Origin of the sequence: Marinobacter pelagius, assembly GCF_900114925.1 — a bacterium.
Taxonomy (GTDB): domain Bacteria; phylum Pseudomonadota; class Gammaproteobacteria; order Pseudomonadales; family Oleiphilaceae; genus Marinobacter; species Marinobacter pelagius.
This window is the reverse complement of sequence record NZ_FOUR01000001.1, coordinates 295,948-321,759: the sequence shown is the minus strand read 5'-3', so window position 1 is coordinate 321,759 and position 25,812 is coordinate 295,948. Positions and strand designations below refer to the sequence as shown.

At 59.8% G+C, this 25,812-nt stretch carries 29 protein-coding genes and 1 pseudogene; 21 read left to right on the top strand and 9 right to left on the bottom strand.

From position 1 onward, the window contains the following. Positions 1 to 8: 8 nt before the first annotated feature. The 5 genes and pseudogenes from BM254_RS01480 to BM254_RS01460 all read left to right on the top strand — a co-directional run. Positions 9 to 239, top strand: a pseudogene (locus BM254_RS01480) (tautomerase family protein); the annotation flags it as partial. A gap of 3 nt (positions 240 to 242) precedes the next feature. Then, positions 243 to 1,157 carry an acetaldehyde dehydrogenase (acetylating) gene (locus tag BM254_RS01475; protein WP_091997838.1) on the top strand — a complete coding sequence of 305 codons (915 nt, stop codon included), beginning with the start codon at positions 243 to 245 and terminating at the stop codon, positions 1,155 to 1,157. Next, the gene (gene dmpG, locus BM254_RS01470; RefSeq protein WP_245777332.1) at positions 1,157 to 2,221 is read left to right on the top strand and encodes a 4-hydroxy-2-oxovalerate aldolase; all 1,065 of its coding nucleotides are present in this window, start codon (positions 1,157 to 1,159) and stop codon (positions 2,219 to 2,221) included. The genes BM254_RS01475 and dmpG overlap by 1 nt, the downstream gene beginning before the upstream one ends. 70 nt (positions 2,222 to 2,291) lie before the next feature. Continuing rightward, positions 2,292 to 3,227: a catechol 2,3-dioxygenase gene (locus BM254_RS01465; RefSeq protein WP_091997835.1), complete on the top strand. Its 936-nt coding sequence runs from the start codon at positions 2,292 to 2,294 to the stop codon at positions 3,225 to 3,227. A 78-nt stretch (positions 3,228 to 3,305) separates the two neighbouring features. Next, positions 3,306 to 3,617, top strand: coding sequence for a 2Fe-2S iron-sulfur cluster-binding protein (locus BM254_RS01460; protein ID WP_091997833.1), 312 nt, complete (start codon positions 3,306 to 3,308; stop codon positions 3,615 to 3,617). A gap of 114 nt (positions 3,618 to 3,731) precedes the next feature. Here BM254_RS01460 and BM254_RS01455 read toward each other — a convergent pair whose 3' ends face one another. The 3 genes from BM254_RS01455 to BM254_RS01445 all read right to left on the bottom strand — a co-directional run bounded on the left by BM254_RS01455 (position 3,732) and on the right by BM254_RS01445 (position 6,376). Beyond that, positions 3,732 to 4,778, bottom strand: a complete 1,047-nt coding sequence (locus BM254_RS01455; RefSeq protein WP_091997830.1) for a peptidoglycan -binding protein — start codon at positions 4,776 to 4,778, stop codon at positions 3,732 to 3,734. After that, on the bottom strand, positions 4,775 to 5,503 hold the full coding sequence (locus BM254_RS01450) for a flagellar motor protein MotA (RefSeq protein WP_091997828.1): 729 nt from the start codon (positions 5,501 to 5,503) through the stop codon (positions 4,775 to 4,777). Before BM254_RS01450 ends, BM254_RS01455 begins: the two co-directional genes overlap by 4 nt. A 189-nt stretch (positions 5,504 to 5,692) precedes the next feature. Beyond that, positions 5,693 to 6,376, bottom strand: a complete 684-nt coding sequence (locus BM254_RS01445) for a type 1 glutamine amidotransferase domain-containing protein (protein WP_091997826.1) — start codon at positions 6,374 to 6,376, stop codon at positions 5,693 to 5,695. A gap of 200 nt (positions 6,377 to 6,576) precedes the next feature. Here BM254_RS01445 and BM254_RS01440 point away from each other — a divergent pair, with 200 nt between their 5' ends. The 3 genes from BM254_RS01440 (at position 6,577) to BM254_RS01430 (ending at position 9,466) form a co-directional block, all read left to right on the top strand. Then, positions 6,577 to 7,329 (top strand): substrate-binding periplasmic protein, encoded by a 753-nt coding sequence (locus BM254_RS01440; protein WP_091997823.1) that lies wholly within the window; start codon positions 6,577 to 6,579, stop codon positions 7,327 to 7,329. After that, positions 7,326 to 8,708 (top strand): ribonuclease J, encoded by a 1,383-nt coding sequence (locus tag BM254_RS01435; RefSeq protein WP_091997820.1) that lies wholly within the window; start codon positions 7,326 to 7,328, stop codon positions 8,706 to 8,708. Before BM254_RS01440 ends, BM254_RS01435 begins: the two co-directional genes overlap by 4 nt. Before the next feature lie 74 nt (positions 8,709 to 8,782). Continuing rightward, a complete protein-coding gene (locus BM254_RS01430; protein WP_091997817.1) occupies positions 8,783 to 9,466 on the top strand; it encodes a cytochrome b/b6 domain-containing protein in 684 nt (227 codons plus the stop codon). A 12-nt stretch (positions 9,467 to 9,478) separates the two neighbouring features. Here BM254_RS01430 and BM254_RS01425 read toward each other — a convergent pair whose 3' ends face one another. Continuing rightward, entirely contained in the window at positions 9,479 to 9,943 is a 465-nt protein-coding gene (locus tag BM254_RS01425) for a c-type cytochrome (protein ID WP_091997815.1), read from the bottom strand. A gap of 139 nt (positions 9,944 to 10,082) precedes the next feature. Here BM254_RS01425 and BM254_RS01420 point away from each other — a divergent pair, with 139 nt between their 5' ends. Beyond that, positions 10,083 to 10,511 (top strand): hotdog fold thioesterase, encoded by a 429-nt coding sequence (locus tag BM254_RS01420; RefSeq protein WP_091997812.1) that lies wholly within the window; start codon positions 10,083 to 10,085, stop codon positions 10,509 to 10,511. A gap of 5 nt (positions 10,512 to 10,516) precedes the next feature. On the opposite strand, the gene BM254_RS01415 is transcribed toward BM254_RS01420, so the two are convergent. Together BM254_RS01415 and BM254_RS01410 are read right to left on the bottom strand one after the other, a co-directional pair. Then, positions 10,517 to 11,851 carry a cyclic di-GMP phosphodiesterase gene (locus BM254_RS01415; protein ID WP_091997809.1) on the bottom strand — a complete coding sequence of 445 codons (1,335 nt, stop codon included), beginning with the start codon at positions 11,849 to 11,851 and terminating at the stop codon, positions 10,517 to 10,519. Between the two features lie 123 nt (positions 11,852 to 11,974). After that, on the bottom strand, positions 11,975 to 12,706 hold the full coding sequence (locus tag BM254_RS01410) for a sulfite exporter TauE/SafE family protein (RefSeq protein WP_091997806.1): 732 nt from the start codon (positions 12,704 to 12,706) through the stop codon (positions 11,975 to 11,977). Between BM254_RS01410 and BM254_RS01405 the strand changes: the two genes are divergently transcribed. The 3 genes from BM254_RS01405 to BM254_RS01395 all read left to right on the top strand — a co-directional run bounded on the left by BM254_RS01405 (position 12,660) and on the right by BM254_RS01395 (position 14,396). Beyond that, positions 12,660 to 13,232, top strand: a complete 573-nt coding sequence (locus BM254_RS01405; protein ID WP_342714217.1) for a YchJ family metal-binding protein — start codon at positions 12,660 to 12,662, stop codon at positions 13,230 to 13,232. The genes BM254_RS01410 and BM254_RS01405 overlap by 47 nt on opposite strands. Before the next feature lie 67 nt (positions 13,233 to 13,299). Next, positions 13,300 to 14,190, top strand: coding sequence for an EamA family transporter RarD (gene rarD, locus BM254_RS01400; RefSeq protein ID WP_091997801.1), 891 nt, complete (start codon positions 13,300 to 13,302; stop codon positions 14,188 to 14,190). Continuing rightward, the gene (locus BM254_RS01395) at positions 14,187 to 14,396 is read left to right on the top strand and encodes a DUF3565 domain-containing protein (RefSeq protein WP_091997799.1); all 210 of its coding nucleotides are present in this window, start codon (positions 14,187 to 14,189) and stop codon (positions 14,394 to 14,396) included. The genes rarD and BM254_RS01395 overlap by 4 nt, the downstream gene beginning before the upstream one ends. Before the next feature lie 17 nt (positions 14,397 to 14,413). Here BM254_RS01395 and BM254_RS01390 read toward each other — a convergent pair whose 3' ends face one another. Beyond that, positions 14,414 to 14,782, bottom strand: a complete 369-nt coding sequence (locus tag BM254_RS01390) for a thiol-disulfide oxidoreductase DCC family protein (protein WP_091997796.1) — start codon at positions 14,780 to 14,782, stop codon at positions 14,414 to 14,416. After that, complete coding sequence (locus BM254_RS01385) at positions 14,766 to 16,121, bottom strand: CHAD domain-containing protein (RefSeq protein ID WP_091999103.1); 1,356 nt, start codon at positions 16,119 to 16,121, stop codon at positions 14,766 to 14,768. The genes BM254_RS01390 and BM254_RS01385 overlap by 17 nt, the downstream gene beginning before the upstream one ends. A 172-nt stretch (positions 16,122 to 16,293) precedes the next feature. On the opposite strand from BM254_RS01385, the gene BM254_RS01380 reads away from it, so the two are divergent. From BM254_RS01380 to BM254_RS01340, 9 genes are all read left to right on the top strand, one after another. Then, on the top strand, positions 16,294 to 17,364 hold the full coding sequence (locus tag BM254_RS01380; RefSeq protein WP_091997793.1) for a TRAP transporter substrate-binding protein: 1,071 nt from the start codon (positions 16,294 to 16,296) through the stop codon (positions 17,362 to 17,364). Positions 17,365 to 17,485: 121 nt separating this feature from the next. Then, positions 17,486 to 18,607 (top strand): spermidine/putrescine ABC transporter ATP-binding protein PotA, encoded by a 1,122-nt coding sequence (gene potA / locus BM254_RS01375; RefSeq protein WP_091997791.1) that lies wholly within the window; start codon positions 17,486 to 17,488, stop codon positions 18,605 to 18,607. Then, complete coding sequence (gene potB, locus BM254_RS01370) at positions 18,600 to 19,457, top strand: spermidine/putrescine ABC transporter permease PotB (protein ID WP_091997789.1); 858 nt, start codon at positions 18,600 to 18,602, stop codon at positions 19,455 to 19,457. Before potA ends, potB begins: the two co-directional genes overlap by 8 nt. Next, complete coding sequence (gene potC, locus BM254_RS01365; protein WP_091997787.1) at positions 19,457 to 20,227, top strand: spermidine/putrescine ABC transporter permease PotC; 771 nt, start codon at positions 19,457 to 19,459, stop codon at positions 20,225 to 20,227. Before potB ends, potC begins: the two co-directional genes overlap by 1 nt. Beyond that, on the top strand, positions 20,224 to 21,264 hold the full coding sequence (locus tag BM254_RS01360; RefSeq protein WP_091997785.1) for an extracellular solute-binding protein: 1,041 nt from the start codon (positions 20,224 to 20,226) through the stop codon (positions 21,262 to 21,264). Before potC ends, BM254_RS01360 begins: the two co-directional genes overlap by 4 nt. 154 nt (positions 21,265 to 21,418) lie before the next feature. Next, the gene (locus tag BM254_RS01355) at positions 21,419 to 22,498 is read left to right on the top strand and encodes an extracellular solute-binding protein (RefSeq protein WP_091997783.1); all 1,080 of its coding nucleotides are present in this window, start codon (positions 21,419 to 21,421) and stop codon (positions 22,496 to 22,498) included. Between the two features lie 5 nt (positions 22,499 to 22,503). Next, positions 22,504 to 23,598 carry an ABC transporter ATP-binding protein gene (locus tag BM254_RS01350; RefSeq protein WP_091997780.1) on the top strand — a complete coding sequence of 365 codons (1,095 nt, stop codon included), beginning with the start codon at positions 22,504 to 22,506 and terminating at the stop codon, positions 23,596 to 23,598. Then, positions 23,595 to 24,455 carry an ABC transporter permease gene (locus BM254_RS01345; protein WP_091997777.1) on the top strand — a complete coding sequence of 287 codons (861 nt, stop codon included), beginning with the start codon at positions 23,595 to 23,597 and terminating at the stop codon, positions 24,453 to 24,455. Before BM254_RS01350 ends, BM254_RS01345 begins: the two co-directional genes overlap by 4 nt. Positions 24,456 to 24,459: 4 nt before the next feature. Then, positions 24,460 to 25,317 (top strand): ABC transporter permease, encoded by an 858-nt coding sequence (locus tag BM254_RS01340; RefSeq protein WP_091997775.1) that lies wholly within the window; start codon positions 24,460 to 24,462, stop codon positions 25,315 to 25,317. A gap of 27 nt (positions 25,318 to 25,344) precedes the next feature. Here the strand turns inward: BM254_RS01340 and BM254_RS01335 are convergent, their stop codons facing one another. After that, a complete protein-coding gene (locus BM254_RS01335) occupies positions 25,345 to 25,788 on the bottom strand; it encodes a universal stress protein (RefSeq protein ID WP_091997772.1) in 444 nt (147 codons plus the stop codon). Positions 25,789 to 25,812 lie beyond the last annotated feature (24 nt).

Sequence of the window (25,812 nt, the reverse complement as noted above, 5' to 3'; positions counted from 1 at the left end):
GGGAGCAGAACATGCCCATTATCGAAATGCATCTTATGGAAGGTCGTACCACCGAGCAGAAATCCGGAGCGGCCAAAGCAATTACCGAAGCAATCACCACCAGCCTGGGGGTACGTGCAGAGTCTGTCCGGATTCTGATAACCGAACACCGGGGAGCGGAGTTTTACGTAGCGGGGGTTGCGCCCGCGCTCAAGGCTCAGTCAATTGCTGGTGCTGAATTGAAAAAGGCAGAGGATTGAACAATGCAGAAGATTAAATGTGCCTTGATCGGTTCAGGAAATATTGGCACTGACCTGATCTACAAGATCCAGCGCAGTGAGTACCTGGAGCCGGTCTGGATGGTGGGTATCGATCCAGAGTCGGAAGGGTTGAAGCGGGCTCAGGAAATGGGACTGAAAACGACCGCGGAAGGCGTTGATGGTCTGCTCCCCCATGTGGAAAAAGATGGCATCCAGATCGCCTTCGACGCAACCAGCGCCTACGTTCACGCAGAAAACAGTCGTAAATTGAATGCACTGGGTGTGCTGATGATTGACTTGACCCCGGCTGCCATCGGTCCTTTGTGTGTGCCTCCGGTTAATCTCAAAGAGCATACCGACAAATACGAAATGAATGTGAATATGATCTCCTGCGCCGGGCAGGCAACCATTCCCATCGTCAATGCTGTGGCTCAGGTGCAACCAGTGGATTATGCGGAGATCGTGGCCACTCTGGCTTCGCATTCAATCGGTCCGGGAACCCGGGCAAATCTGGACGAGTTTACCTACACCACCTCCAACGCACTGACCAAGGTGGGTGGCGCCCGACGGGGCAAGGCTCTGGCGGTGATCAATCCTGCCGAGCCTCCCATGATCATGCGTAACACTGTTTCTTGTCTCACCGATGAGACGCCAGATGAGCAGGCCATCACCAAATCTGTACTGGCCATGATCAAAGAAGTACAGAAGTACGTTCCTGGTTATCGCCTGGTCAACGGACCGGTGTTCGATGACAAGCGGGTTACAGTGTTTATGGAAGTTGAGGGGCTGGGTGATTACCTGCCGAAATACGCAGGCAATCTGGACATCATGACTGCCGCGGCAACCCGCACTGCGGAGATGTTCGCCCAGGAAATTATCGAGGGTACGTTCAAGCCCCGGCCCGTGGAGGTAGCGTAATGACCGATTCAATGATCACCGGCGATCTGAAAGGCCGGAAAGTAATTCTGCACGACATGTGCCTGCGTGACGGAATGCATGCCAAGCGTGAGCAGATTTCCGTTGAGCAAATGATCAAGGTGGCAACCGCGATGGATGACGCAGGTGTGCCGTACCTGCAGGTCACCCATGGAGCGGGCTTGGGCGGGAACTCCCTTCAGCACGGATTTGCGCTAGCCAGCAACGAAGAATATATCCATGCAGTATCTTCCAGGATGAAGCAGGCCAAGGTCTCGGTATTGCTGATCCCGGGCCTGGGCACAATGGACGAACTGCGCTCGGCGTATGAGGCCGGTGCCCGAAGCGTGCATGTTGCAACTCACTGCACAGAGGCTGATACCTCGCCCCAGCACATTGCCTGTGCCAGGGAACTGGGTATGGATTCCACAGGCTTTCTGATGATGGCCCACCTCAACGACCCGAAAGGGCTCGCGGAGCAGGGCAAACTGATGGAGTCCTACGGGGCCCACACCGTCTATATCACGGACTCCGCCGGCTACATGCTGCCGGCAGACGTCAAGGCCCGGGTACAGGCGCTTCGGGATGTACTCAAGCCCGAAACCGAGATCGGATTCCATGGTCATCACAACCTTGGCATGGGTATCGCCAACTCCATTGCGGCCATCGATGCCGGGGCTACACGAATCGATGGATCCGTGGCCGGCCTGGGCGCTGGTGCGGGCAATACGCCGCTGGAGGTGTTTGCCGCGGTGTGTGAGCGAATGGGCATCGAGACTGGCGTTGATGTATTCAAACTGACCGACGTAGCCGAGGAAATCATCGTACCGATGATGGATCACATTGTCCGGATTGACCGGGAATCTCTGGCACTGGGTTATGCCGGCGTTTATTCAACATTCCTGCTGCCGGCCAAACGCGCGGCAGAGCGCTACGGTGTTCCGGCAAGGGACATTCTGGTGGAGCTGGGCCGCAAGAAGATGATCGGTGGTCAGGAAGACATGATTGATGATACGGCCATGACCATGGCGAAGGAGCGAGGTTTGCTGAAAGCGGTGGCAAGTTAAGAGCCTGGCTTCAGGCTCTGTTTTTTCACCGGATATCAAGACACTCAATCACAAGAACAAGAGGTGGAACATGGCTCTTAGAGGAGTTCTCCGACTCGGAGAAATAGGTATACGTGTCCTCGACCTGGACCTGGCCCGCACCCATTACGTGGACCGCATGGGCCTCATCGAGGTTATGTGTGACGAAAAAGAACGAAAGATCTACTGCAAGGCGTGGGATGAGCACGACCACCACTCGGTGGTGCTACGTGAAGCGGATGAGGCAGGGCTGGATTATGTCGCGTTCAAGGTCTACGACGATCAAACCCTGACCGATTTGGAACCGAAGGTCGAAGCGTTCGGACTCGAGGTGGCGCACATTGACGCCGGGGTTTATCCCAAAAGTGGCCGCAGGCTCGAGTTTATCCTGCCTTCGGGGCACAGAATGCAGTTGTTTGCCGAGAAAGAGCAGATCGGCAATACCCTGGGTACCCGCAATCCGGGCGTGATGCCAGACGAAGGTGTGATTCGTGGGTTTCGTATCAATCGCCTCGATCACTGTTTGCTGGGTGGACCGAATATCGACGAATGTGGTCGCCTGTTCAAGGAAGTTTTTGATTTCGACCTCAGTGAACGCATCGAGGATGAGGAAAGTCGCGAATCGCTGGCACTGTTCCTTACGTGTTCCACCAAGCCCCATGACGTAGCGTTCGTTATCCAGCCAGAACCAGGACGATTCCACCATGTTTCATTTCTGCTGGAATCTGCGACTGATGTCATCCACGCCGCAGATCTGATTGGCAAGTACCGGATTCCCGTGGACGTAGGACCCAATCGCCACGGCGTTACCAGGGGCAACACAATCTATTACTTCGATCCTTCCGGTAACCGCAACGAAGTATTCTCGGGCGGTTACGTGCATTACCCGGATACCCCGACTCTGACCTGGGATACCTCCCAGATGGGGCCGGCCCAGTTCTCTCAGGATAACGTGCCAAGGGAAAGCTTTTTGACGGTCGTGACCTGAAGTGATGGTGAGGGACAGGCGTGTTTCGAAGGCGACTGTTCCACTCCTTTGATTACAAAAATATGAAGGAGGCTCGATATGCAGTATCGGGTACATCTTGAAGAACTGGAGCTTGATTTCACCTGCCGCCAGGACCAGAACGTACTGGAGTGCATGATCGGGGCCGGGAAAAAAGGTATTCAAGTAGGTTGTAGGGGCGGTGGATGTGGAGTCTGCCAGGTTGAAGTCCTTGAGGGAGAGTATGCTGCTCGACCGATGAGCAAGGCCCATATTGATGAAGAGGCTCTTGCTCAAAGACGGGTTCTGGCCTGCTGTATAAAGCCTCGAAGTGATTTGTTATTGAAAGTAGTTGGTAAGATCTCTAAGCCAATCCAGCGCAAGCATCCCTGAGCGGTTATGAACAGGTTCCTTTTCTACCATTTTTGCATCGGTTGTGTCCGCATTAGTTGATAGGACAATCAGCGATCTTAGGCCATGGATGGCGTCTTTTTCCAGAATTCACACTCACCGGTCCGTCAGCTTCAACTCAATCCGCCGGTTCTTCTGCAGCGCTTCCGGGCTGGTGCCTTCGGCCACCGGGAAAAACTCGCCAAAGCCGGCGGCGACCATGCGCCGCTCGGGTACCCCCTGGGCGGCCAGGTAGCGTACCACCGCCACCGCACGGGCGGTGGACAGCTCCCAGTTCGACGGGAATTTCGGTGTATTGATGGGCACGATGTCGGTGTGGCCATCAATTCGCAGGATCCAGTCGACATCCTCGGGGATCTTGCCGGCAACGTCGAGGAGCAGGTTCGCCAGTTTGTCGAGTTCGCCCTTGCCGTCTTCACCCAGTTCCGCCGAGCCTGAGGCAAACAGCAGTTCCGAAGGCAACAGGAAACGGTCGCCCACGATCCGGATGTTCTCGTTGCTGGCCAAGATGTCGCGGAGCCGCGCAAAAAACTCGGACTGGTACTGCTGCAGCTCGCTCACCCGCTCGGCGAGCAGGGCGTTCAGGCGCTGGCTGACCTTTGCCAGCTCCTCTTCTTTCTCCTCGGTCATCTGTTCCTGAAGCTCCAGCGCCGAGGCTATCTTCCGCAATTGTTCCCGAAGGGATGCAATCTGGTTGGACAGGCGCAGGATCATGGCCTGCTGGCTGGCGGACATCTCATCCTTCTCGTCGATGGACTCCTCCATGCTGGCCAGACGCTCGGCCTGGGCTTCGGCGGTGGCGGTCTGTTGCATCAGCTGTTCGCGGGTGGACTCCAGCCGGTCTACCAGCTCTTCGTTACGGGCCAGGCTGCTGCTGTAGTCATCCTGCAGCGTGATCATCTGCTCTTCCAGGGCCTCGGTCCTGCTCCGTTCCAGGCCCAGCAGCTCGGACAGCTCATCCAGCTGGGCGTTCAGGCGGGCGAGCTGGGTATCACGGTCAGACAGGGTCTGGGACAGGTAGAGCTGACTGACCACATAGACCAGCAGCATGAAGATCACCAGCATCAGCAGGGCGGACAGGGCATCCACATAGCCCGGCCAGATGTTGGTGCTGCTCCGGCTGCGGCGCTTGGATCCGATCATGACAGCTCTTTCTCGTCATCGACCCGGTCCACCAGATTGGTGACGCCGGTGAGCCACTCTTCCAGACCGTCGTAGAACCGGTTCTGGGCGTGGCCGGCCTGGATATCGAGGAAACCGAGGATCAGGGAACCGCCGAGTCCCAGCAGGGAAGAGCTGAAAGCCGTGCCCATGCCTTCCAGCGGCTTGAGCAGGCCGTCCTGCAGTTCCGCGAATACCTTGCCGAAATCCTCCTGGCTCATGTCCAGTCCGGTGATCACCTGGCCCACCGCATTGATGGTGCCCAGCAGACCCCAGAAGGTGCCCAGCAAGCCCAGGAACACCAGCAGGCTGATGAAATAGCGGGTGATCTCCCGCTGCTCATCCATGCGCGAGTGAATGCCGTCCAGCACCGTGCGCAGGGACAGGGTGGACAGGGTGAAGCGATCCCGTTTGGCATCTTCGCCCAGCTGCCGGGCCAGTGGTTTGAGCAGGCGGGGTTCCTGCACCACGGAAAGGCCGGCATGCCCGGTGCGGAACTGGGCAATCCAGCGCAGCTCCGGGAACAGTACAAACACCTGTCGGTAGGTCAGGGCGATGCCGACAATCAGAACGCCGACGATCAGCAGGTTGAAGACCCAGTTGGCCATGAAGGCGGTCATCAGCGGCTTGTGGATAAGAACACCAACGACCACAACCACGCCGAGGAACAGTGTCATCCAGAAAAGAGTGTGCTTGGGGTTGCTCATGACAAAGGCCAGTCTGCAGGAAGTTTCACAGAAACATAGCACAGGCTGGGTGATGTGTATTGGAGGAGCCGGAGACATTAAAAAGGGGTCAGATGAAAGCTTTCATCTGACCCCAGGTTCGGGTCGGGCTTCGGAGGTTGAAGTCGGGGTCAGATGAAGCATTTCATCAGACCCCAACGTCGCCGGCAATCAGCCTTCCTGCAACGCCTGCATCACCGCCTTGGCAGCCCCCTCGGAGGATGCCGGGTTCTGCCCGGTGATCAGCTTGCCGTCGACCACGATGTGCGGTGCCCAGTCATCACCCCGGGTGTATTCCCCGGCGTTTTCCTTGAGCATGTCCTCCACCAGGAAGGGAACGATGTTGGTCAGCTGCACCGCATCTTCCTCGGTGTTGGCGAAGCCGGTGACTTTCCGGCCGCCGACAAGGTTCTGCTCAGGCTTGATGAACACGTTCTTGAACACGGCCGGGGCGTGGCAGACTGCGCCAATCACCTTGTCCTGCTCATAGGCCGTCTTGATCAGGGCCACAGACTTCTCGTCGTTGGCCAGGTCCCACAGCGGGCCGTGGCCGCCGGGGTAGAAAATGGCGTCGTACTCGTTCATGTCGACGTCGCTCAGCTTCTTGGTGCTGGCGAGCATTTCCTTGGCGTGGGCGTCCTTCATGAAGCGCTCGGTGGTCTCGGTCAGTGCGCCTTCGGCCTCACTGTTCGGGTCCACCGGCGGTTGGCCGCCCTTGGGAGAAGCGATGGTGATGTCGGCACCGGCGTCCCTGAACACGTAGTAGGGCGCGGTGAACTCTTCGAGCCAGAAACCGGTCTTGTGGCCGGTGTCGCCCATTTGGTCGTGTGATGTCAGAACCATCAGGATCTTCATACAGGTCGGTACCTCTCGTTTCGGAATGAATGGCACGTTTTGTCCGATATACCTCAGGAAATGGCATCGGATCAGTCCGGATTCAACCGTGCATACGTAAATTCACGGGGGGTAGATCTGGAACGGCTATACTGAACGGTGATTAAAACCAATAGGTCTCAAGCTCTGGCGAGTGAGGCTTCGGGGAAAGGGCGCTGTTGATGGGACGTATCATTACTCTCCTGTTGGTGCTGGTGGCGTTGCCGGCCATGGCACAACAGGGCACAGAAACCGTCGAGCCGTTGGAGGTGACGGTGGGAGTGAATCACGCACCTCCCTACCGCATTATCGAAGCCGAAGTGAACAGTGGCCTCTACGTGGAAATCTTCGAGGAAATCGCGGATTTGCTCGGTTGGCAGGTGCATTACCGGGAAGCCCCCTTCCGCCGTGTCCTCCGGATGGTGACCCAGGGCGAGGTGGATATCATGCTTGGCCCGTTACGCACCGAAGCGCGGGACGCGCAGCTGGAATTCGTGGCGCCGGCCTTCCCGCCGGAACGCCGGCTGTTTTTCTATCTCAATGACAATCACCGGATTGAGCGATATTCGGACCTTTACGGAAAACGCATCGGGGTGCTTGAGGGCGCGCGCTATTTCAACCGATTCGACAGTGACGAGAATCTGATGAAAGAGCCGGCAACCCGCTATGAGAACCTGATGCTGATGATGGCCAGGGGCCGGGTCGATGTGGTGATCGCGCCGGAACTGGTGGGGCTGTACACTGTCAGGCAACTGGATCTGGCGGCCCGTGTGTCGCCGTTCTTCGTGCCGGGGGAGCGCTCGTGGATCGCGGTTGCCAAGGATTCCCCGGCCCTGGCCTATGCCGATGACATTCGTGCGGCCCTGAAACTGCTTGAAATGAACGGAACTCACGAGGCTCTGGTGCTGAAATACCTGGAAAACTCCCCGCAATGACCCCGGACCACAATGACCTCTGGTTTTTACCCCTTGGCGGCACCGGCGAAATCGGCATGAACCTGAACCTCTACGGTCACGATGGTCAGTGGCTGATGGTGGATTGCGGTGTCACCTTCCCGAAACCGGGCCGGATTGCCGCCGATGGCACCGTACATCACCGTGGCGAGCCGCCGGTACAGATGGCCGACCCGGCCTTTATCGCCGATCGTCGCGAACAGCTCGCAGGCCTGGTGATCACCCATGCCCACGAGGATCACGTCGGAGCGGTGCCTTACCTGTGGCCGATGCTGCAATGCCCGGTCTACACCAGCCGGTTCACCGCCGAGATCCTGCGCCGGAAGCTGGCGGAATTCGACCTGCTGCACCGGGTGCCCATCATCGAGGTCAATACCGGTGAGGAAAAGCAGATCGGTCCGTTCAGTGTGCAATGGCTGGCGCTGACCCATTCCATTCCTGATCCCAATGCCCTGATGATCCGTACACCCCAAGGCAACATCTTCCACAGCGGTGACTGGAAGCTGGATGACCAGCCCCTCGTTGGCCACGGCTACTCGCCCAGGACCTTCACCGATCTTGCCGAGGAAGGGGTGGCTGCCATGGTCTGCGATTCCACCAACGCCACGGTGAAGGGGCATTCCCTGTCCGAGGCGGCCCTGCACAAGGGGCTTCTGGACGCTGTGCGCAGCGCCGAAGGCCGTGTTGTGGTGACCTGCTTTGGCAGCAACATTGCCCGGCTGCATACCCTGGCGGGGATCGCCCGGGAGACCGGCCGTTACATGGGGCTGCTGGGGCGCTCCCTGATCAACATGAGTGGTGCCGCCAAGGCAGCGGGAATCTGGGACCGGGCCGATGAACTGATCAATCCGTCCCACCTAGGTTACCTGCCCCGGGAAGAGGTGCTGGCGGTGGCGACCGGCAGCCAGGGCGAGCCCAGGACCGCGCTTCGGCGGCTGGCGATGGGCAACCATCCGGACTTCGAGCTGGAGGCCGGTGATACCGTGATCTTCAGCGCACGGGCGATCCCGGGTAACGAGGAGGCCATTGCAGCGCTGATCTCGAGACTGAAGGAGCTGGGCGTCCGGGTGATCACCGCCGAAGACGCCGGCGTTCCCATCCACGCCTCCGGTCATCCGGCCCAGGAGGAACTGGAAACCATGTACCGATGGGTGAAACCCAACCTGGCGATTCCGGTCCATGGTGAGATGGAACACATGGAGACCAATGCGGATATTGCCCGGGCCTGCGGTGTGCCCCGGACCCTGGTGGGCCGCGACGGCGACCTGTTCATGATCCGGCCGGTGCCGGGTATTCGCCGCCAGGTTGTGGAAACCGGCCGGCTCGGCTGGGAGAAACAGGAATTGGTCCGGGTTTATTGACTCCCGTCCGGGAACTTAGCAAGCTTACCGGTGTCCACCAGACTTCGTTTTGCTGACAGGGAAAAGGTAAGCGCATGAAAACCATACAGCTCTGGGATCTGCCGATCCGGTTGTTCCACTGGTTGCTGGTCGTTGCGGTGGCAGGTGCCATTGCGACGGTGAAGCTGGGCGGGACCTGGATGGTGTGGCACGAGCGATTTGGCCTGATGGTGCTGGCACTTCTGAGCTTCCGGGTCGTGTGGGGGTTTGTGGGCAGCCGGCACGCCCAGTTTGCCAGCTTTGTCCGCGGGCCGTCGGCGGTTCGTCGTTATCTCAGAGGCGAGTGGCAGGGCGTGGGGCACAATCCTCTCGGAGCCCTGTCGGTGTTGGCGCTGATTGGCCTGTTCGCCTTGCAGGCGGTCACCGGTCTGTTTGCCACTGACGAGATTGCCTTCAATGGTCCCCTATACCGCGCGGTGTCCTCGGAGTGGAATGAACTGTTCACCCGCTGGCACAAACTGGCGGAATGGGTGCTGTACGGCCTGATTGCCCTGCATATCCTGGCGGTGCTGTATTACACCCACGTGCGCAAGGACAACCTGGTCAAGCCAATGATTACCGGTCGAAAAGAGGTGCCGGAGGGGCAGGGCGAAGACACCGGCATGGCCGGCATCAATGCCTTCCTGTTTGCCGTGGCGGTCTCCGCCGGGGTGATCTGGGTGGCGACGGGCGGGCTGCTGCCTCCGCCGCCACCTCCACCCCAGGATCTGGGGTGGTAAAGACCTGAGGGCTTACTCGGCCCGGTAGCGGTCGTGGCAGGCCTTACAGGCCTTGCCCACTTCACTGAACTGGCTTGCCAGGGCAGCCTTGTCACCGGTGGCGGCCACTTCCTTCAGCTTGGTGGCTTGCTGGGCGAAGTTGATGGCCACTTCCCGGGCCTTGTCCGGCTCGTCGAAAAAGTCCGGCTTCAGCTTGGTGTTGTCGTTCTGATCCATGCCGGTACCGGGGCCGAACAGCGCACCCAGACCGGAGTTGGCGACGGCAGCGACTGCGTTGGCGGCAGCCTGCATCTGGTCGGCATCATAGGCAACGCTCTCATCCACGGCCTGTGCCTTGATCTTGCCCATGTTCCAGGCGGCAAACTGGAATGCGGCCTGACGTTTCTCGATCTGCTCTTCCACGTCCAGTTGCGCCATGACCGGTGTGGTCAGTGCGGCCGCGAGTACAGTGGCGGAAAAAATACCAGCTTTCTTCATGAGTCAGTTCCCTCTCTCGTTGGTGTGACGGTCGAACAAAAATCTTCCTTAAAGGAATGGTGGTAAGCATGCTACCCGTATAGACTCTTTCCAGACAAACCCTCGCTGGAAAAGTTCAATTCAGGAGCAACATACCACCATGGCAATCTGGACCAGAACCCCGAATCTTGAGCAAATGATGGAAGCCAGCCGGAAAACGGCTGTTGGTCACATGGGCATTGAATACCTCGAAGTCGGTGACAATTACGTGAAGGGCCGCATGCCGGTGGATGAGCGAACGGTCCAGCCGTTCGGTATCCTGCATGGCGGTGCCTCGGTGGTGCTGGCGGAAACCCTGGGCAGCATGGCCGCCAACTGTTGCCTGAAGGATCCCGGTACCGTTGCCGTGGGTCTGGAAATCAACGCCAACCACATCCGTCCGGTCAGCAAGGGCTGGGTTTACGGAACCGCCACCGCCCTGCATATCGGAAGCGCCACCCAGGTCTGGGAAATCCGCATCGAGAACGAAGAGGGCAAAACCACCTGTATCTCACGCCTGACCATGGCGGTTACCAAGCGCCCGGGATAATCGGATTACGGGGCTGGTTGTGAAGGTTTGCTGGTGATCAGCCCCTGATCCACGAAGTCCTGCAAGACGATGTCGAAGCTGCCATCCGGCACTTCTTTCTTGATGCGATAGGTGTTGCCGGCGTGATCATCGGGTGAGGTCATCAGGTCGATCAGCCGGTAGGGTTCGAGCAGGGTTTTGTCTGCTTCCCGCACCAGCAGGACCTTGGGCTTGAGCTTCTGGCCGGGGCGGGTTTCCACCACGATGCCCACTTCGCCGTTGTGCATTTCCACGATCGAACCGGGTGGGTAGACACCGATCATCTGGATAAAGGCCTCGGCCAGTTCCTCGTCGAACTGGGTGCCCCGGTGGGTGTGGATAATCTCCAGCGCCTGCATGGAGGCCCGGCCCTTGTCGTAGATCCGGTTGCTGGTGATGGCGTCGTAGGTGTCCACCAGGCCGACCATTTTCGCAAACAGCGGAATCTGGTGGCTCTGCAGCCCGCGCGGGTAGCCGGAACCGTCCATCCGTTCATGGTGGCTGAAGGCTACGTCCACTGCCGTTGCCAAGGCATTGCTGGTGCCCATGAGGATGGTACGGCCGTGATTGGTATGTTCCCGCATGATGCTGAATTCGTCCGGGGTCAGGGCGCCGGGCTTGTTCAGGACCCGGTCCGGAATCCGGGTCTTGCCAACATCGTGCAGCAGCCCGCACAGGGCCAGGTTGCGGATTTCCCCTTCCAGCAGTCCCAGGTGCTTGCCAAACGCGGCAGAGAGGATCGACACGTTGATGCAATGCTCGGCGGTGTATTCGTCCTGATTCTTGATCTTGGTGAGCAGCAACAGGGCATTCTCGTTTCTCAGAACGCTGTCCACGCAACTGTTGACCACTTTCCGGGCATTGTTCAGATCCAGGGTGCGCCCCAGGCGAAGCCCGGCCATCAGGGATTTCGCGGTGTCTCTGGCCTCCTCGAAACGCATCACCGCCGGACCCATTTCCTCCGACATGCTCACCTTGTTGATGTAATTGACGCGCTTGCGGGGCAGTTTGCTCCGGGACGAGGCCGCCGGGGGGGGCTGCTGGGCCGGGTATTTCTTGCGCTTGCCGAACAGGCTGAAGCGTTTCCGGGCGGGTTGTTCCGATTGGGCTGCGGGTGCGGCCGCCTCGACGCGGCCTTCGATAAACACGAACTGGCATTGGGCCTGAAGGGCCTGAAGTTCGGACTTGTTCTGGATGACAAAGCCCTGCAGCAGGAAGTCGGTATCTTCCCACGGACGGTCCAGCCGGATCACGTGCATGCCGATTTCCAGGTCGGCAACGTCGATCCGGGTTTCAACGACTTCCTGGTGCCGTAGAGCCATGATGGAGTCCGCTTCTCTATTTATTCCTTTTTATTGCACCATTCTGGCCCTGATTGGTGAAAGTTTGGTCATTTGAAATGTAAAATCTCGTGAAACTTCCGGTTTCGGGGATATGTTTGGCCTTCAGAGCGACATCAGCCCCCGCACCAGTGCCGCCGTTCCCGCCACTGCGGCGATCCCCAGGATGATCGGTCTCAGCCCTTCAAAAGGCATGCGGTTTACCAGTTTTCCGGACAGCAGGAAGCCGATGAGAACCCCTGGAAAGGTGGCCGCGAACAGTCCCAGCTCCCGAATACCGAGATAGCCGGAAAGTGCCAGGGCGGTCAGACTGAAGAAACTGGCAACCAGAAAGAACGCGGACATATTCGCCCGCACCAGTGGGCCCTTCTCGTTCTGGTAGATCAGGGCAATCGGTGGCCCGCCGACGGCGGTAATGGTGCCCATGTAGGTGGAAGCGGCGCCGGCGACGGCGCTGTTGCGGGCATTGAGCCGGGGTTTGAGACCGCCCACGCTCAAGGCGACACCGGCCAGGATCAGGATGCCGAACACCAGTTCAAACCCTTTCGGGGAAATCAGTACCAGGGTAATGCCCGCCAGGATCATGCCGACAAATCCGCCGCCGATGGCAAAGCGCACCTGCTGGATTTCCAGGGCACCGCGGTTGCGGATCAGCATCAGGATGGTGAGCAGCGTCGCATTCAGCACCAGGGGCGCCGGCAACAGGACAGGGCTGATCAGGAACAGCAGGGGTGCGGACAGGGTGCCAATACCATATCCGGCAACCCCCTGAAGGCAGGCACCGGCGATAATGGCAAGGTTGGCCAGGACGAGCTGTGCCACGGAAAGGTCAAACAAGCCTTTTCATCCTTCTGAACTTGATACACTTTGGGGCTCCACAGCCAAACCGGAGCAAACCCACGAAATGATACCTGAGCAGTCAAACACCCTCTGCCCATGCGGCTCGGGCAAGACCTATGAACAATGCTGCGGCCCGTGGCACCGGGGTGAACCGGCGCCGTCGCCGGAGACGCTGATGCGGTCCCGGTATACGGCATTTGTCCAGGGGCGGGCGGATTATCTGCTTGCGACCTGGCATCCCGATACCCGTCCCCCGGAACTGGGCCTGGAAGGGTCGCCGGACTGGGTGAATCTTCAGATCCTCGAAAGCACGGAACAGGGTAGCAGGGGCAGGGTCCATTTTCGCGCTGTTTATCGTGCCGGTGACGGCTGGGGCTATCTGGAGGAAAACTCTGACTTTGTCCGGGAGGATGGCCGCTGGTATTACCTTTCCGGTCAGACCGAGGAAGGTCAGCTCAAACCCGGTCGAAACGAAGCTTGCCCCTGCGGCAGCGGGAAAAAATTCAAGGCCTGTTGCCGGTAAGCCGTTAGTTCAAGGGCGCTCATCATCCGCCTTGTGGTAGATTGACCGGCTGGATAATGAGGAACCTATGAAAGCAGCCACACCCGAGACGACCAAGGGCGTTCTCTACGGCCTCGCGGCCTATACCATGTGGGGGAGCTTCCCCCTGTATTTCGCCCTGTTCGAGGGGGTGCCGGCCTGGGAGGTCCTGATCCACCGGGTGATCTGGTCCTGCCTGTTCCTTGCCATCGTGATCACGCTCATGCAGCGCTGGCAACCGATAAGATCGGCCCTGGCCCGACCCCGCAAGCTGGGCCTCGTGCTCGGCTGCGCCGTGTTCATTGCCCTGAACTGGGGCGTGTATATCTACGCGGTGGAAACCCGCCATGTGCTCCAGGCCAGCCTTGGCTACTTCCTCACGCCCCTGGTGAACGTGGCCATGGGGATGCTGATTCTCCGGGAGACCATTACCCGCCTGCAGGCCATCGCGGTGGTGCTGGCTGCCGTAGCCATCCTGTACCAGTTGTTCCTGCTGGGCATCGTGCCCTGGATCACCCTGATTCTGGCCTTCAGTTTCGGCACCTATGGCCTGTTGCGGAAGAAAGTGGAACTGGACGGGCTCTCCGGCCTGTTCGTGGAAACACTCCTGCTGCTGCCCGTAGCCCTGCTGACCTGGACCTGGCTTGGTAGTGAAGGGGTTTCCCACTTCTCCGACAGCACCGGCATGATGCTGTTGTTGCTGTCGTCCGGTATCGTCACCGCCATCCCGCTGCTGGCGTTCGCCGGCGCCGCCCGCCGCCTGCGGCTGGCGACGGTAGGGTTCCTCATGTACATCAACCCGACCATCCAGTTCCTCATTGCCCTGTTTGTGTTCGAGGAGCCCCTCAGTGGTGAGAAGCTGGCCAGTTTTGTCATGATCTGGGTGGCGCTGGCCATCTATTCCTGGTCGGCCTGGAATGGGAGGAAGGCACCGCAATGAAACAGCCCATCACCGGTTATCACCGGGACGAAGAGAACCACTGGGTCGCCCAGCTTGCCTGCGGCCATAACCAGCATGTGCGCCATGACCCGCCCTGGGTGAACCGTCCCTGGGTTATCACCGAAGAGGGCCGTCGGTCCATGCTGGGTTTTGAGCTGGACTGCAAGAAATGCGATCAGGGCGCGCGGCCGGACGAGCAACCCTGATTCCGGAGTTTTGTCAGTCAGCCTGCGTCGCACTCTGCGCAGGCGTATTTGCGTTCGTAGCGGCGGTCAGCCCAGAGCTCGTATACCGGTGAGGCGATCTGGTAGATCCCCGGCCAGAGCAGGGGGTTGAAGAGAAAGCCGAACGGTGTATGAGACCAGGCACGTACGGTGGCGTGCAGGCCGGTAACCCATTCGCCGGTCCAGGTCATCAGGTGCAGCCGGCGCAGCAGCATCTCGTGGGGCGGCAGGATCAGGCTGCCATTGCGCTGCTGGTGGATATCCGCCAAAACCAGGTTACCTTTGTTCAGGCGCCTCAGCGCCCGGACCTCCCGGGCGCACAACGGGCACTGGCCATCGTAGAAGAGAGTGTCATACCGGGGCTCCATCGAGTCCTCCTAGCGCGAGTATCTGGCGTCGGGCGTCCGCTTTCTGCTGTTCCAGTCTCTCCTTCAGGCCATCGACGGCCCCCGGCAGCGTTTCCGGTGCCCGCATTCTGAAGGCTTTGACCAGCTCGACCTGCACGTGCAGGTCCTGGAACCGGCCATAGAGTTCCTGGCGGTACTTCAGAGCCTTGAGTGGCTGTTTCCAGCCCCTGGCATCCAGCTCCATCAGGTAGCGGATGCGCTTGAGCAGCTTCCGGAGCCGGTGAATGTCTTCATCCGGTGAGTTGTGGAGCAACTCGGCGGTACGCCTGTTGAACTCCCTTATACGGTTCTCTACCGCCTTCCGGATGTCTTTTGGTGTCAGCCGGCTGGCCAGTTTCCGGAACTGGCGGGAATGAATCTGATTTTCCCAGCGGTGCATGGCGTCCCGGTAGCGCATGCTCCCGAGCCGTTTGACGAGGGCATGGTGCTCCTGGTCTGCCTCGGTTTCTGCCCAGGTGCCGAGGGCAGTCTGCAGCTCGCTGTTGTGTTCACAGAGTGCCGGCAGGTCCTGCAGGAATACATGCAGGTCCCGGAGCCTGCTGGTGGCGCGTGCGTTGCGCTTGAGTTGCCTGATCGATTGGTGCAGGGATTTGTCTCCGCTGACTTCCTCCACCGATTCGGTAATAGCCCGGCTGCGCCGGATGGCAATACGGAACTGGTGCAGGAACTCATCATCCAGCCCTACCTTGACCCCCGGTTCCAGTTCCCGCATGCGCTGGAGCTGATGTGACAGGGCCTCGGGAATATCGCGGCCGGGCTCGTCGCCGGTGGTCCGGGCCCGTTTTTTCCGTTTGCGGTCGAACTGCTGGTAACTGAATTCCCTGGGCGTGAGGAAGGCTTCGAGCCGACCTTTGCCGGCGGCCATCTTGCGCCAGGGCTTGTCCGGTAATCGTATGTGCACAAAGCCGGCCGTGGGCAGGTTCGCGGGTGGATGCTTGAGCAGGTGCCCGGCCAGTTCCAGCAGGGCGGGGTTATGGCCGATGATGGTGACGGTCTCTTCCCCGTCGTCCAGGGCTTTGAGCCAGTGCAGGAGCCGTCGGTAGTCGAAGGTGTAAAGCTCGGGGCTGATGTGAACCCGGTTATCGGGAAATCCCTCCGGAACAACCCCTGCGAGGGTCTGCTGTGCCCTGACGGCATCGCTGGCATGGATGGTGCCGCCGAAGGCACCGCTGCGGACCAGTGCCCGGCCAAGCGGAGCGAGCTGGCTTTCGCCACGGCTGTTGAGCGGGCGCTGGTGATCGCTGAGGGCTTCATCCGCCCAGCTGGACTTGGCATGACGTATGAGAAAAAGGTGCTTCATGGAAAAGTCCGAATCCAAGGGAGTTCGATAATAGCCTAGTGCCTGTGTGGCATGATGTCGCAGAGCTTGCCGTTGATTTATGACAAAGATTGGCTCAAAGCTGTTAGCAGGCTATGATGGACATGGACCCGAAATACCATTTCATACCTATAAAAAAACGGAAGCCAACACCATGAATTTACGCAAGTCTTTCTTTGCCGCTGTGGCTGTTGCGGCGTCGGCCTTCAGCGCATCCGCGCTGGCACAGGAAACCTACACCCTGAGCCTGGCTCAGACCTGGGGACCGAATTCGCCGATCCTGGGGGAAACCACCGAGCACTTCGCTGATATGGTCGAATCCATGTCCGATGGCCGGCTGAAAGTCCGGGTGGATGCCGCCAACAAGCACAAGGCGCCCTTCGGCATTTTCGACCTGGTGCGCACCGGTCAGTACGACATGGGCCACACCGCCTCGTACTACTACAAGGGCACCATTCCCAACGCCATGTACTTCACCACCATTCCGTTCGGCCTGATCGCCCCGGAAATGTACGCCTGGTTCTACCACGGCGGTGGCATGGAACTCATGCAGAAGGTCTACGAGCCTCACGGTCTGCTGTCCTTCCCGGGTGGTAATACCGGCAACCAGATGGGTGGCTGGTTCCGCAAGGAAATCAATTCGCTGGAAGATCTCCAGGGTCTGAAGATGCGTACCCCGGGCTTTGCCGGCGAAGTCATGTCCGAGCTGGGTGTGGCGGTCACCAACCTGCCGCCGGGCGAGCTGTATACTGCTCTTGAACGTAACACCATTGACGCTCTTGAGTGGGTGGGCCCGGCCCTGGATTTCCCGATGGGCTTCCACCAGATCGCCAAGTACTACTACTCCGGCTGGCAGGAGCCGGGTGCCGAGGTGCAGTTCCTGATCAACAACAAGACCTGGGACAAGCTGCCTGCCGACCTGCAGAACATCCTGACGGTCGCCATGCGCACCGCAGCGTATGACATGTACATCCAGAGTGTGCATGAGAGCGGGATTGCCTGGGACAAGATGAAGGAAGACTACCCGGATGTGACCCACAAGGTGTTCCCGCCTGAGGTTATCGAGGCACTGCGCGAAACCACAGACCGTCTGCTCGCAGAAGCGGCGGAAAAGGATCCGCTGGCCAAGGAAATCATCACCTCCCAGCGTGACTACCTGAAGCAGGTACGCCCCTGGATCAACATCTCGGACAAGGCCTACCTGAACAGTGTTGCCGGCGAGTGATCGCCCAAAACGCTTAAGGTCCTGAAAACAAGGGGCGTCGGGGTTTCGGATTACCCCGACGCCCCTTTTTGTTTGCTACGCTTTCTGGAAAAATAGCGGGCTCACTTTCCGGGCAGGGCCGATGAAAAAGACACTGCTTTCTCTGAGTAATCTCACCAAACAGTTTGACGGCAAAACCGTTCTGGATTCCCTGAGCCTGGACATCTACGACGGGGAATTCATTACCCTCCTGGGTCCGTCAGGCTGTGGCAAAACCACCTTGCTGCGTTTGATGGCGGGCTTCGAGCATCCCGATGCCGGCACCATTACCCTGTCCGGGGAAGACCTGACCGGGACCCCGCCGGAACACCGCCCCCTCAATACCGTATTCCAGCATTACGCGTTGTTCCCGCACATGTCGGTGTTCGACAACGTTGCTTACGGCCTGAAAATGGAGAAGCGGCCGAAGGAGGAGATTCGTGAGCGCGTCGAGGAGGCGCTTGCGATGGTGCAGCTGCAGGACTACATGCGCCGCAAGCCCCATCAGCTGTCCGGTGGCCAACAGCAGCGTGTGGCCATTGCCCGGGCGGTGGTCAAGCGCCCGCGACTGCTGCTGCTGGATGAGCCGCTCTCGGCCCTGGATTACAAGCTGCGGCGCACCATGCAGGTAGAGCTTAAGCGGTTGCAGCGGGAGCTGGGCATCACCTTCGTGTTTGTCACCCATGACCAGGAAGAAGCCCTGTCCATGTCCGATCGGGTGGTGGTGCTCAAGGATGGGCTGGTCCAGCAACTGGGCACGCCCAGGGAAGTCTACGAGCGCCCGGCCAACCTGTTTACCGCGCGCTTCGTCGGTGAAACCAATTTCTTTCCGGGCGAAGTGGAGTCGATCCATGACGGCACCATCACGGTGGATGTGTTCGGCCTGAAACGGACCCTGCGCCGCCCGGATTTCCCGGTACGGGAAGGGCAGTCTTTGCATGTGCTGCTGCGGCCCGAGGATATTCGCGTGCTCGACCCGGCCGATGAGCAGGGCGTGGCCGGGAAGATTGTCGAGCGCAACTACAAGGGCAGCACCCTGGACTCGGTGATCCACCTGGAATACGGTACCGAAGTACTGGCCAGCGAGTTTTTTGACGAAGATGATCCCGCCTTCGATTACCGGTTGGGCGAACCGGTGAAGGTGAGCTGGGTCGATGGCTGGGAGTGGTTGCTCCCGGAGGAAGCGGATGAATCTGTCAATGAGGATGCACTGACCGATGCCTAGCATTACCCGGCAGCCGTTCAGGACGGCGGTGCTGGTGCTGGTGTGGGGCTGGTTGCTATTCCTGGTGCTGGCGCCGAACCTGCTGGTGGTGGGTGCCAGTGTGATGACCCGGGATCCGGGTACCTTCATCTCATTGCCCCTGAACCTGGATGCCTACCGGCAGCTGTTCGACCCGCTGTACCTGGAGGTCTTCCTGCATTCGCTCTACATGGCGGCGATGACGACCCTGGTCTGTCTGCTGATCGGCTATCCCTTTGCCTGGGCCCTGTCGAAACTGGGCAAGCAGCGCCAGTTGCTGCTGATTTTCCTGCTGATCGTGCCGTTCTGGACCAACTCGCTGGTGCGTACCTACGCCCTCAAGATGCTGCTGGCCACCAATGGCCTGATCAACAGTTCCCTGATGGGCCTGGGCTGGATCGATGAGCCACTCCAGATGCTCTACACCGAGGGCGCGGTGATCATCGGCCTGGTCTATCTGCTGCTCCCGTTCATGATCCTGCCGCTGTACTCGGTGTTTGACGACCTGCGCCAGGAATTGCTTCTTGCCTCCCATGACCTGGGCGCCGGCCGCTTTGCCACCTTCATCCACGTGATCGTACCGCTGACCCTGCCGGGGGTTCTGGCGGGCGTTATGCTGGTGCTGTTGCCGGCCATGGGGCTGTTCTTCGTGCCTGACATCCTTGGCGGATCGCGGAATTTGCTGGTGGGTAACGTTATCAAGAACCAATTCCTGGATGCCCGGAACTGGCCGTTCGGTGCGGCTGCCAGCATTGTCCTGACCATCACCATGGCCATCCTGATGTTGGCCCACCGCCTGAGCAAGCAACGCATCGGCGAGGAGGGCGCGTGATGACCCGGTGGTTGCCAAGAGCCTATCTGGTACTGGTCTATCTCCTGCTGTACATCCCGATCGGTGTGCTGGTGGTGTTCTCTTTCAATGATTCCCGTAGCGGCTATACCTGGGGCGGGCTGAGCCTGCGCTGGTACCAGTCCCTGTTCAACAACAACGCCATGGTGGAGGCCATGTGGAACTCCCTGTGGCTGGCGCTCTCGGCGGCCACCGTGTCCACCGTTATCGGGGCCCTGACGGCCCTGGCACTGCACCGCTACCGGTTCCGGGGCAAGAAGGTGCTCAACGGCATGCTGTTCGTGGTGATGATGTCGCCGGAAATCGTGCTGGCAATCTCGCTGCTGGCGCTGTTCCTGCTGGTGGGCATCCAGCTTGGCTATGTGTCACTGCTGCTGGCCCATGTCACCTTCTGCCTGCCGTTTGTGGTGATTACCGTGATGGCCCGGCTGAGCGGCTTCGACGAGAGCCTGCCCGAGGCGGCCCGGGACCTTGGCGCTTCCGATTTCACCATGACCCGGACGGTACTGATTCCGGTCATCATGCCGGCGTTACTGGCGGGCTGGCTGCTGGGGTTTACACTGTCACTGGACGATGTGGTGGTCAGCACCTTTGTCAGTGGCCCCAGTTATGAAATTCTGCCCCTGCGCATCTACTCCATGGTTCGGGTGGGGCTCAAGCCCGAGGTGAATGCCCTGGGCACACTGTTGCTGGTGTTTTCACTGGTTATGCTGATGTTGTCGCAATGGATTCTTACAAGGAGCAAACGATGAAGAAACTCGCACTGGCCGGCCTGCTGGCTGTGGGCCTGACTGGCTGCAGTTCCGAGGAGCCGAAGGTTCTCAACCTGTATAACTGGTCCGAATACATGCCGCAGGAAGTGCTGACGCGCTTCGAGGAAGAGACCGGCATCCAGGTGGTCTACACCACTTACGACAGCAACGAAGCCATGTATGCCAAGCTCAAGCTGCTGGATGACAGCGCCGCCTATGACCTGGCCGTGCCTTCCACCTACTACGTGAGCAAGATGCGCCAGGAAGACCTGCTGCTGCCCATCGACCGCAGCAAGATCGAGGGCTTCGACAAGCTCGATCCGGAGCTGGTCAACCTCGACATCGACCCGGACAACAAATTCAGTATTCCGTACCTGTGGGGCACCACCGGCCTGGCCGTGGACACCGACGATGTTGAAGGCGAGCCGGTGACCGCCTGGGCCGACCTGTGGGATGAGCGTTTCGAAGGCCGGGTGATGCTCACCAACGACATGCGGGAAGTCTTCCACGTCGGCCTGCGGGTGCTGGGCTACTCCGGTAACAGCACCGATCCGCAGCAGATCGAGGAAGCCTACGAGAAGCTCACCGAGCTGATGCCCTCCGTGCGTACCTTCAATTCCGATGCCCCCCGGGTGCCCTACCTGGAAGGTGAGACCGATGTCGGCATGATCTGGAACGGCGAAGCGGTGATGGCCGAGGAGACCATGCCGTCACTGGAGTACGTCTATCCGGAAGAGGGCATCATCGCCTGGCTGGACAGCTTCGTGATTCCCAAGAACGCCAAGAACCCGGAGGCCGCCCACCAGTTCATCAGCTTTGTGCTGCAGCCGGAAATCTCCGCACTGATCAGTGAGGAGATCGGCTACGCCACCCCGAACCTGGCTGCCCGTGAGATGCTGCCGGATGACGTGGCCAATAACCGCGCCAGCTACCCGACACCTGAGGACATGACCAATGCCGAGTTCCAGGTGGATATCGGAGACGAGGCGCTGCAGGTGTACGCCAAGTACTGGGAGATGCTCAAGTCCGGGCGGTGATGTCAGCCCGTACACCAATGAATCCGGAACGGAGGCCTCGGCCTCCGTTTTTTGTGAATGGGGTTTCACAAAACTGACATACATGGTCTATACCTTCCTGATAACAACTGGTTAGCAAACTTGTTACTTACCGTTATCAGGAGATACAAAGATCATGGGATCGCGCACCGCAAGGACATCCGCACTGCTTGGCTCCACCTTCCTGGCTGCTGTCACTTTTTCCGGCAGCCTGCTCGCTGAAGAGCTGCGACTGATTACCTGGGGCGGTTATGCCCCGGATGATGTGGTGGCCCAGTTCGAGGAAGAGACCGGAATCGATGTGAAGGTCACCCTCTCCAACAACGAAGACATGATCTCCAAACTGCGGGCCACCGGTGGTGCCGGCTTTGACCTGGCCCAACCCAGCCAGGACCGGATCATCGGTGTTCAGCGCCAGTTCAATATCTACAAGCCCATCGATTTCACCCGCGTCAACACGGATCAGCTGCAGCCCTCCATGGTCAAGGCGACCCAGGACTCCACCGAGCTCGATGGCAAATTCTACGGTGTGCCTTCGGTCTGGGGTACCAGCGGGCTGATCGTCCACAGCTCGGTGGCAGATACGGTCACCGATTACACCGACCTGTGCGACCCGGCGGTGGCCGGCAAGGTCAGTTACCGTCTCAAGCGCCCGACCCTGATCGGTTTTGCCTTTGCCATGGGCATGGATCCCTTTGAAGCCTATAACGACCGTGACGAGTACGAGTCGATCCTGGCGAAAGTGGAAGACAAGCTGATCGACTGCAAGAGCAACGTGAAGACCTACTGGACCGGTGGTGACCAGCTGCTGGCGCTGTTGCGCACCGGTGAGGTGACCGCGGCCATGGCCTGGGATGCCGGCGGCTGGAAACTGAATGCAGAGAACCCGGATATCCGTTTCGTGGCCCCGGACTCCGGTGCCCTGGGCTGGATCGATACGTTTGCCATTCCCCGCCGCAGTGAAAACGAGGAAGCCGCCTACAAGTGGATCAACTTCGTGATGCAGCCGGAAATCGCCGCCCGGATCACCAACGCCTCGGGTAACTTCACTGCTTCCAAAGGTGCGGACGAGTTTGTCCGTGCGGAGCTGCGGGATGCCTACCGGGCCAGCTTCAATGACCAGGCGATCAACAACATCAAGTGGTATCCGCCGGTACCTCCCGGATTGGAGACCGTGGAAGGGCAGGTACTGGACCGCGTCCAGGCAGCGAACTGATCTCCATGGGGATCGAGTCCGACCTGTTCTGCTCGAACCTGGTCCGCCGCTTTGGCAGCAATGCCGCGGTGGACCATGTTTCCCTTGACGTGCCTGCGGGCACGTTTTTCTCGATTCTGGGCCCCTCGGGCTGCGGCAAGACCACCTTGCTGCGGCTGCTGGCGGGTTTTGACCGGCCCGATGAGGGCGATATCCATATCCGCGGCGCCCGCATGAACGATGTGCCTCCCAACCGGCGCCCGGTCAACATGGTGTTCCAGCATCTGGCCCTGTTTCCGACCATGTCGGTGGGAGACAACATCGGTTATGGCCTGAAGCGCCAGAAAGTGCCGGCCGCAGAGCGGCGCACGCGGATCGCCCGGGTGCTGGAGCAGGTGGGCCTGCCCGGCATGGAAAACCGGAACCCGGGTGAACTCTCCGGGGGGCAGCGCCAGCGCGTAGCTTTGGCCCGCTGCCTGGTGCTGGAGCCGACCCTGCTGTTGCTGGACGAACCCCTGGGGGCCCTGGATCTGAAACTGCGGGAGCAGATGAAGATCGAACTGAAACATCTGCAGAAGGCCTTCGGCACCACTTTCGTGTACATCACCCACGACCAGTCCGAGGCCATGGTGATGTCAGACCAGGTCGCCGTGATGAAGGATGGCCGGTTTGACCAGGTGGCCCCGCCGGAAGAACTATACCGGGAACCGGCCACCCCCTTTGTGGCCGGGTTTGTCGGAGATAACAATCGCCTCACCGGCGAGCTTGTAGCAGTGCAGGACGGGCTGGCGGAACTCCGGCTGGACGATGGCAGTATGGTTCGTGGCCGGCTCGGTCAGAGTTCGCCGCCCATCGGTGAGCGGGCGGACCTGTTCATTCGCCCGGAATCCCTGGTACTGGGAGGAGACGCGCTGAGGCCCGATTACTCGGCGCTCCGGGCTTCGGTGACCGCCACCCTGTTTGATGGCGCCAACAGTCGTCTTGAGGCCGACAGCGCCGGCCAGACCCTGTATGCCCGGTTGCCCCAGGATGGCTCGGCACCCCGATTGCGGGAAGGTGCCGGTGTCCAGCTGGCGTGGGACCCGATGCTGGCACGGGTGTTTGCCCCGGGGGCCGTATGAACGCCAGTGCCGGTCGCCTGTCTCTTTGGTTGCTGCTCACACCCTTCCTGCTGTGGATTGTGCTGCTGGTGCTGGTGCCCCACCTGCAGATGCTTCGGGTCTCCTTCCAGGTCCGGGAGAGCTGGGACACGCTGGCCTGGGGGCTGGAGCAGTACCAGAACTTCTTTACCGAGTCCTATTACTGGCGCACCTTTGTCCGAACCGGCGTGATGTCGTTGTTCACCACGTTTCTCACCCTGCTGATTGCCTTTCCCATCGCCTGGTACATCGCGAGGCTGGCGCGGGGCCGTGCCAAGGGATTGTTGTTTCTGGCGTGCCTGGTGCCCTTCTGGGCCAGTGAGCTGGTGCGTACCTACGGCTGGATGATCCTGCTGCGGGAGAGTGGTCTGTTCAGTTCCTGGTTGCAGGCCCTGGGCTGGGCGGATGGCCCGGTGGAAATGCTCTACAACGATGTGGCGGTGATCATCGGCCTGGTCTACAACGGCTTGCTGTTCATGGTGGTGCCCCTGGTCACCACCCTGGATGGCATGGACGAGAACCTGGTGGAAGCCGGTTACGACCTCGGGGGCAACCACCTGACCGTGCTCCGCGAGGTGGTGGTGCCCTGGGCAATGCCGGGCATTGTCTCCGGCTGCATCGTGGTGTTCATGCTGACCCTCGGCAGCTACCTGACGCCCATCCTGATGGGTGGCAAGGACAGTGCCTGGTTCACTGAGCAGATCTTTACCCAGTTCATCACCCGTTTTAACTGGGAACAGGGCGCAGCCCTCGGTGTTTTGCTGCTGGTGCTGTCGTCATTGATCGTCTGGCTGGGCCTGAAACTCTCCGGCCAGTCCCTGCGCAAGGTCATGGGGTGACGGCATGATCCGGTCCGTTCCCCGCTCCCGCTGGTTTGATGGCCTGTACCTGGCCTACCTGGTGGCATTTTTCGTCTACCTGGCCCTGCCACTGACGGTGACGGCGGTGTTTGCGTTCAACGATGCCCCGTTTCCGTCTCTGCCCTGGAAGGGCTTTACCCTGGACTGGTACCTGGCGGACGGTTCTGGTGGTCGCACCGGTCTGTTCCACGATGACACCCTGTTATCCGCGCTGTGGGTGAGTACCAAGATCGCCTTCTGGGTCACGGTTGGCAGTGTTGCCCTGGGATGCGTCAACGCGGTGCTGTTCGAACGGCTGGAATTCCGCGGCAAGGAATTCCTATACCTGCTGATGCTGCTGCCGCTGGTGATTCCGGGGGTAATTCTGGGGGTTTCGATCCTGGTGTTCTACAGCGGTATGGCCAATGATGCCTCCCGGCTTTGGGGTATCGAGTTGGATGTGTTCCGGCCGGGGATGACGCTGGTGGTGATGGGGCAGGTGACCTTCATTGCCACGCTTGCCACCCTGGTGATCGCTGCCCGCCTGCGCAAGTTTGACCGGCAACTGGAAGAGGCTGCGCTGAACCTGGGCGCCACACCCGTGGTGGCCTGGTTCACGGTGACTCTGCCCTGGCTGATGCCGTCCATCTTCGGGGCAGCGGCGATGGCGTTCCTGATGTCGTTCGAGAACTTCAACACCACGGTAATGCTCACCGGCAGCGATACGCCGCTGACCGTGGCCCTGTTCAATCGGTTGCGGGAAGGATCGACACCGGTACTGAATGCGGTGGCGCTATTGCTGATGGTGGGCTCTGCGTTGTTGGCAGTGATGGCGATGGGAAGGTCCCGGGATAACGCCTGATGGCGCTATCCCGGACGGGATGAGGTGTCAGACCACCAGAACCGGGCACTTGGCGTGGGACGCCACCCGGTGGGACACACTGCCCAGGAACATGCCGTCCTTGTCGCTGTTGGTGCCCTTGGTGCCGACCACGATCAGGTCCGCTTCCTTGTCCTGGGCGAACTTGATGATCACCCGGGAGGGTCGTCCGGCCTTCACAAAGCCCCGCACCTTGGTCGCACCGTGCTCCTTCGCCAGCTCCTTGGCATGATTCACTACTTCCTTCGCGTACTCCGAGAGCACCTTGTCCGGGATGTCCATGTCGGCTGGCCGGCCGATCGACAGTGAGGCCTCGAACAGGCTGTGATGCTTGTACACGCAGAGGATGTATATCTCGGCCTCGGGAATCAGTTTCTGGAGATCGATGGCCTTGTCTAACGCCTTGAGTGAGGTTTTGGAGCCGTCCACCGCGACCAGGATTCTTTTGAACATGAGTTTCTCCTTAAGGACCCTTGA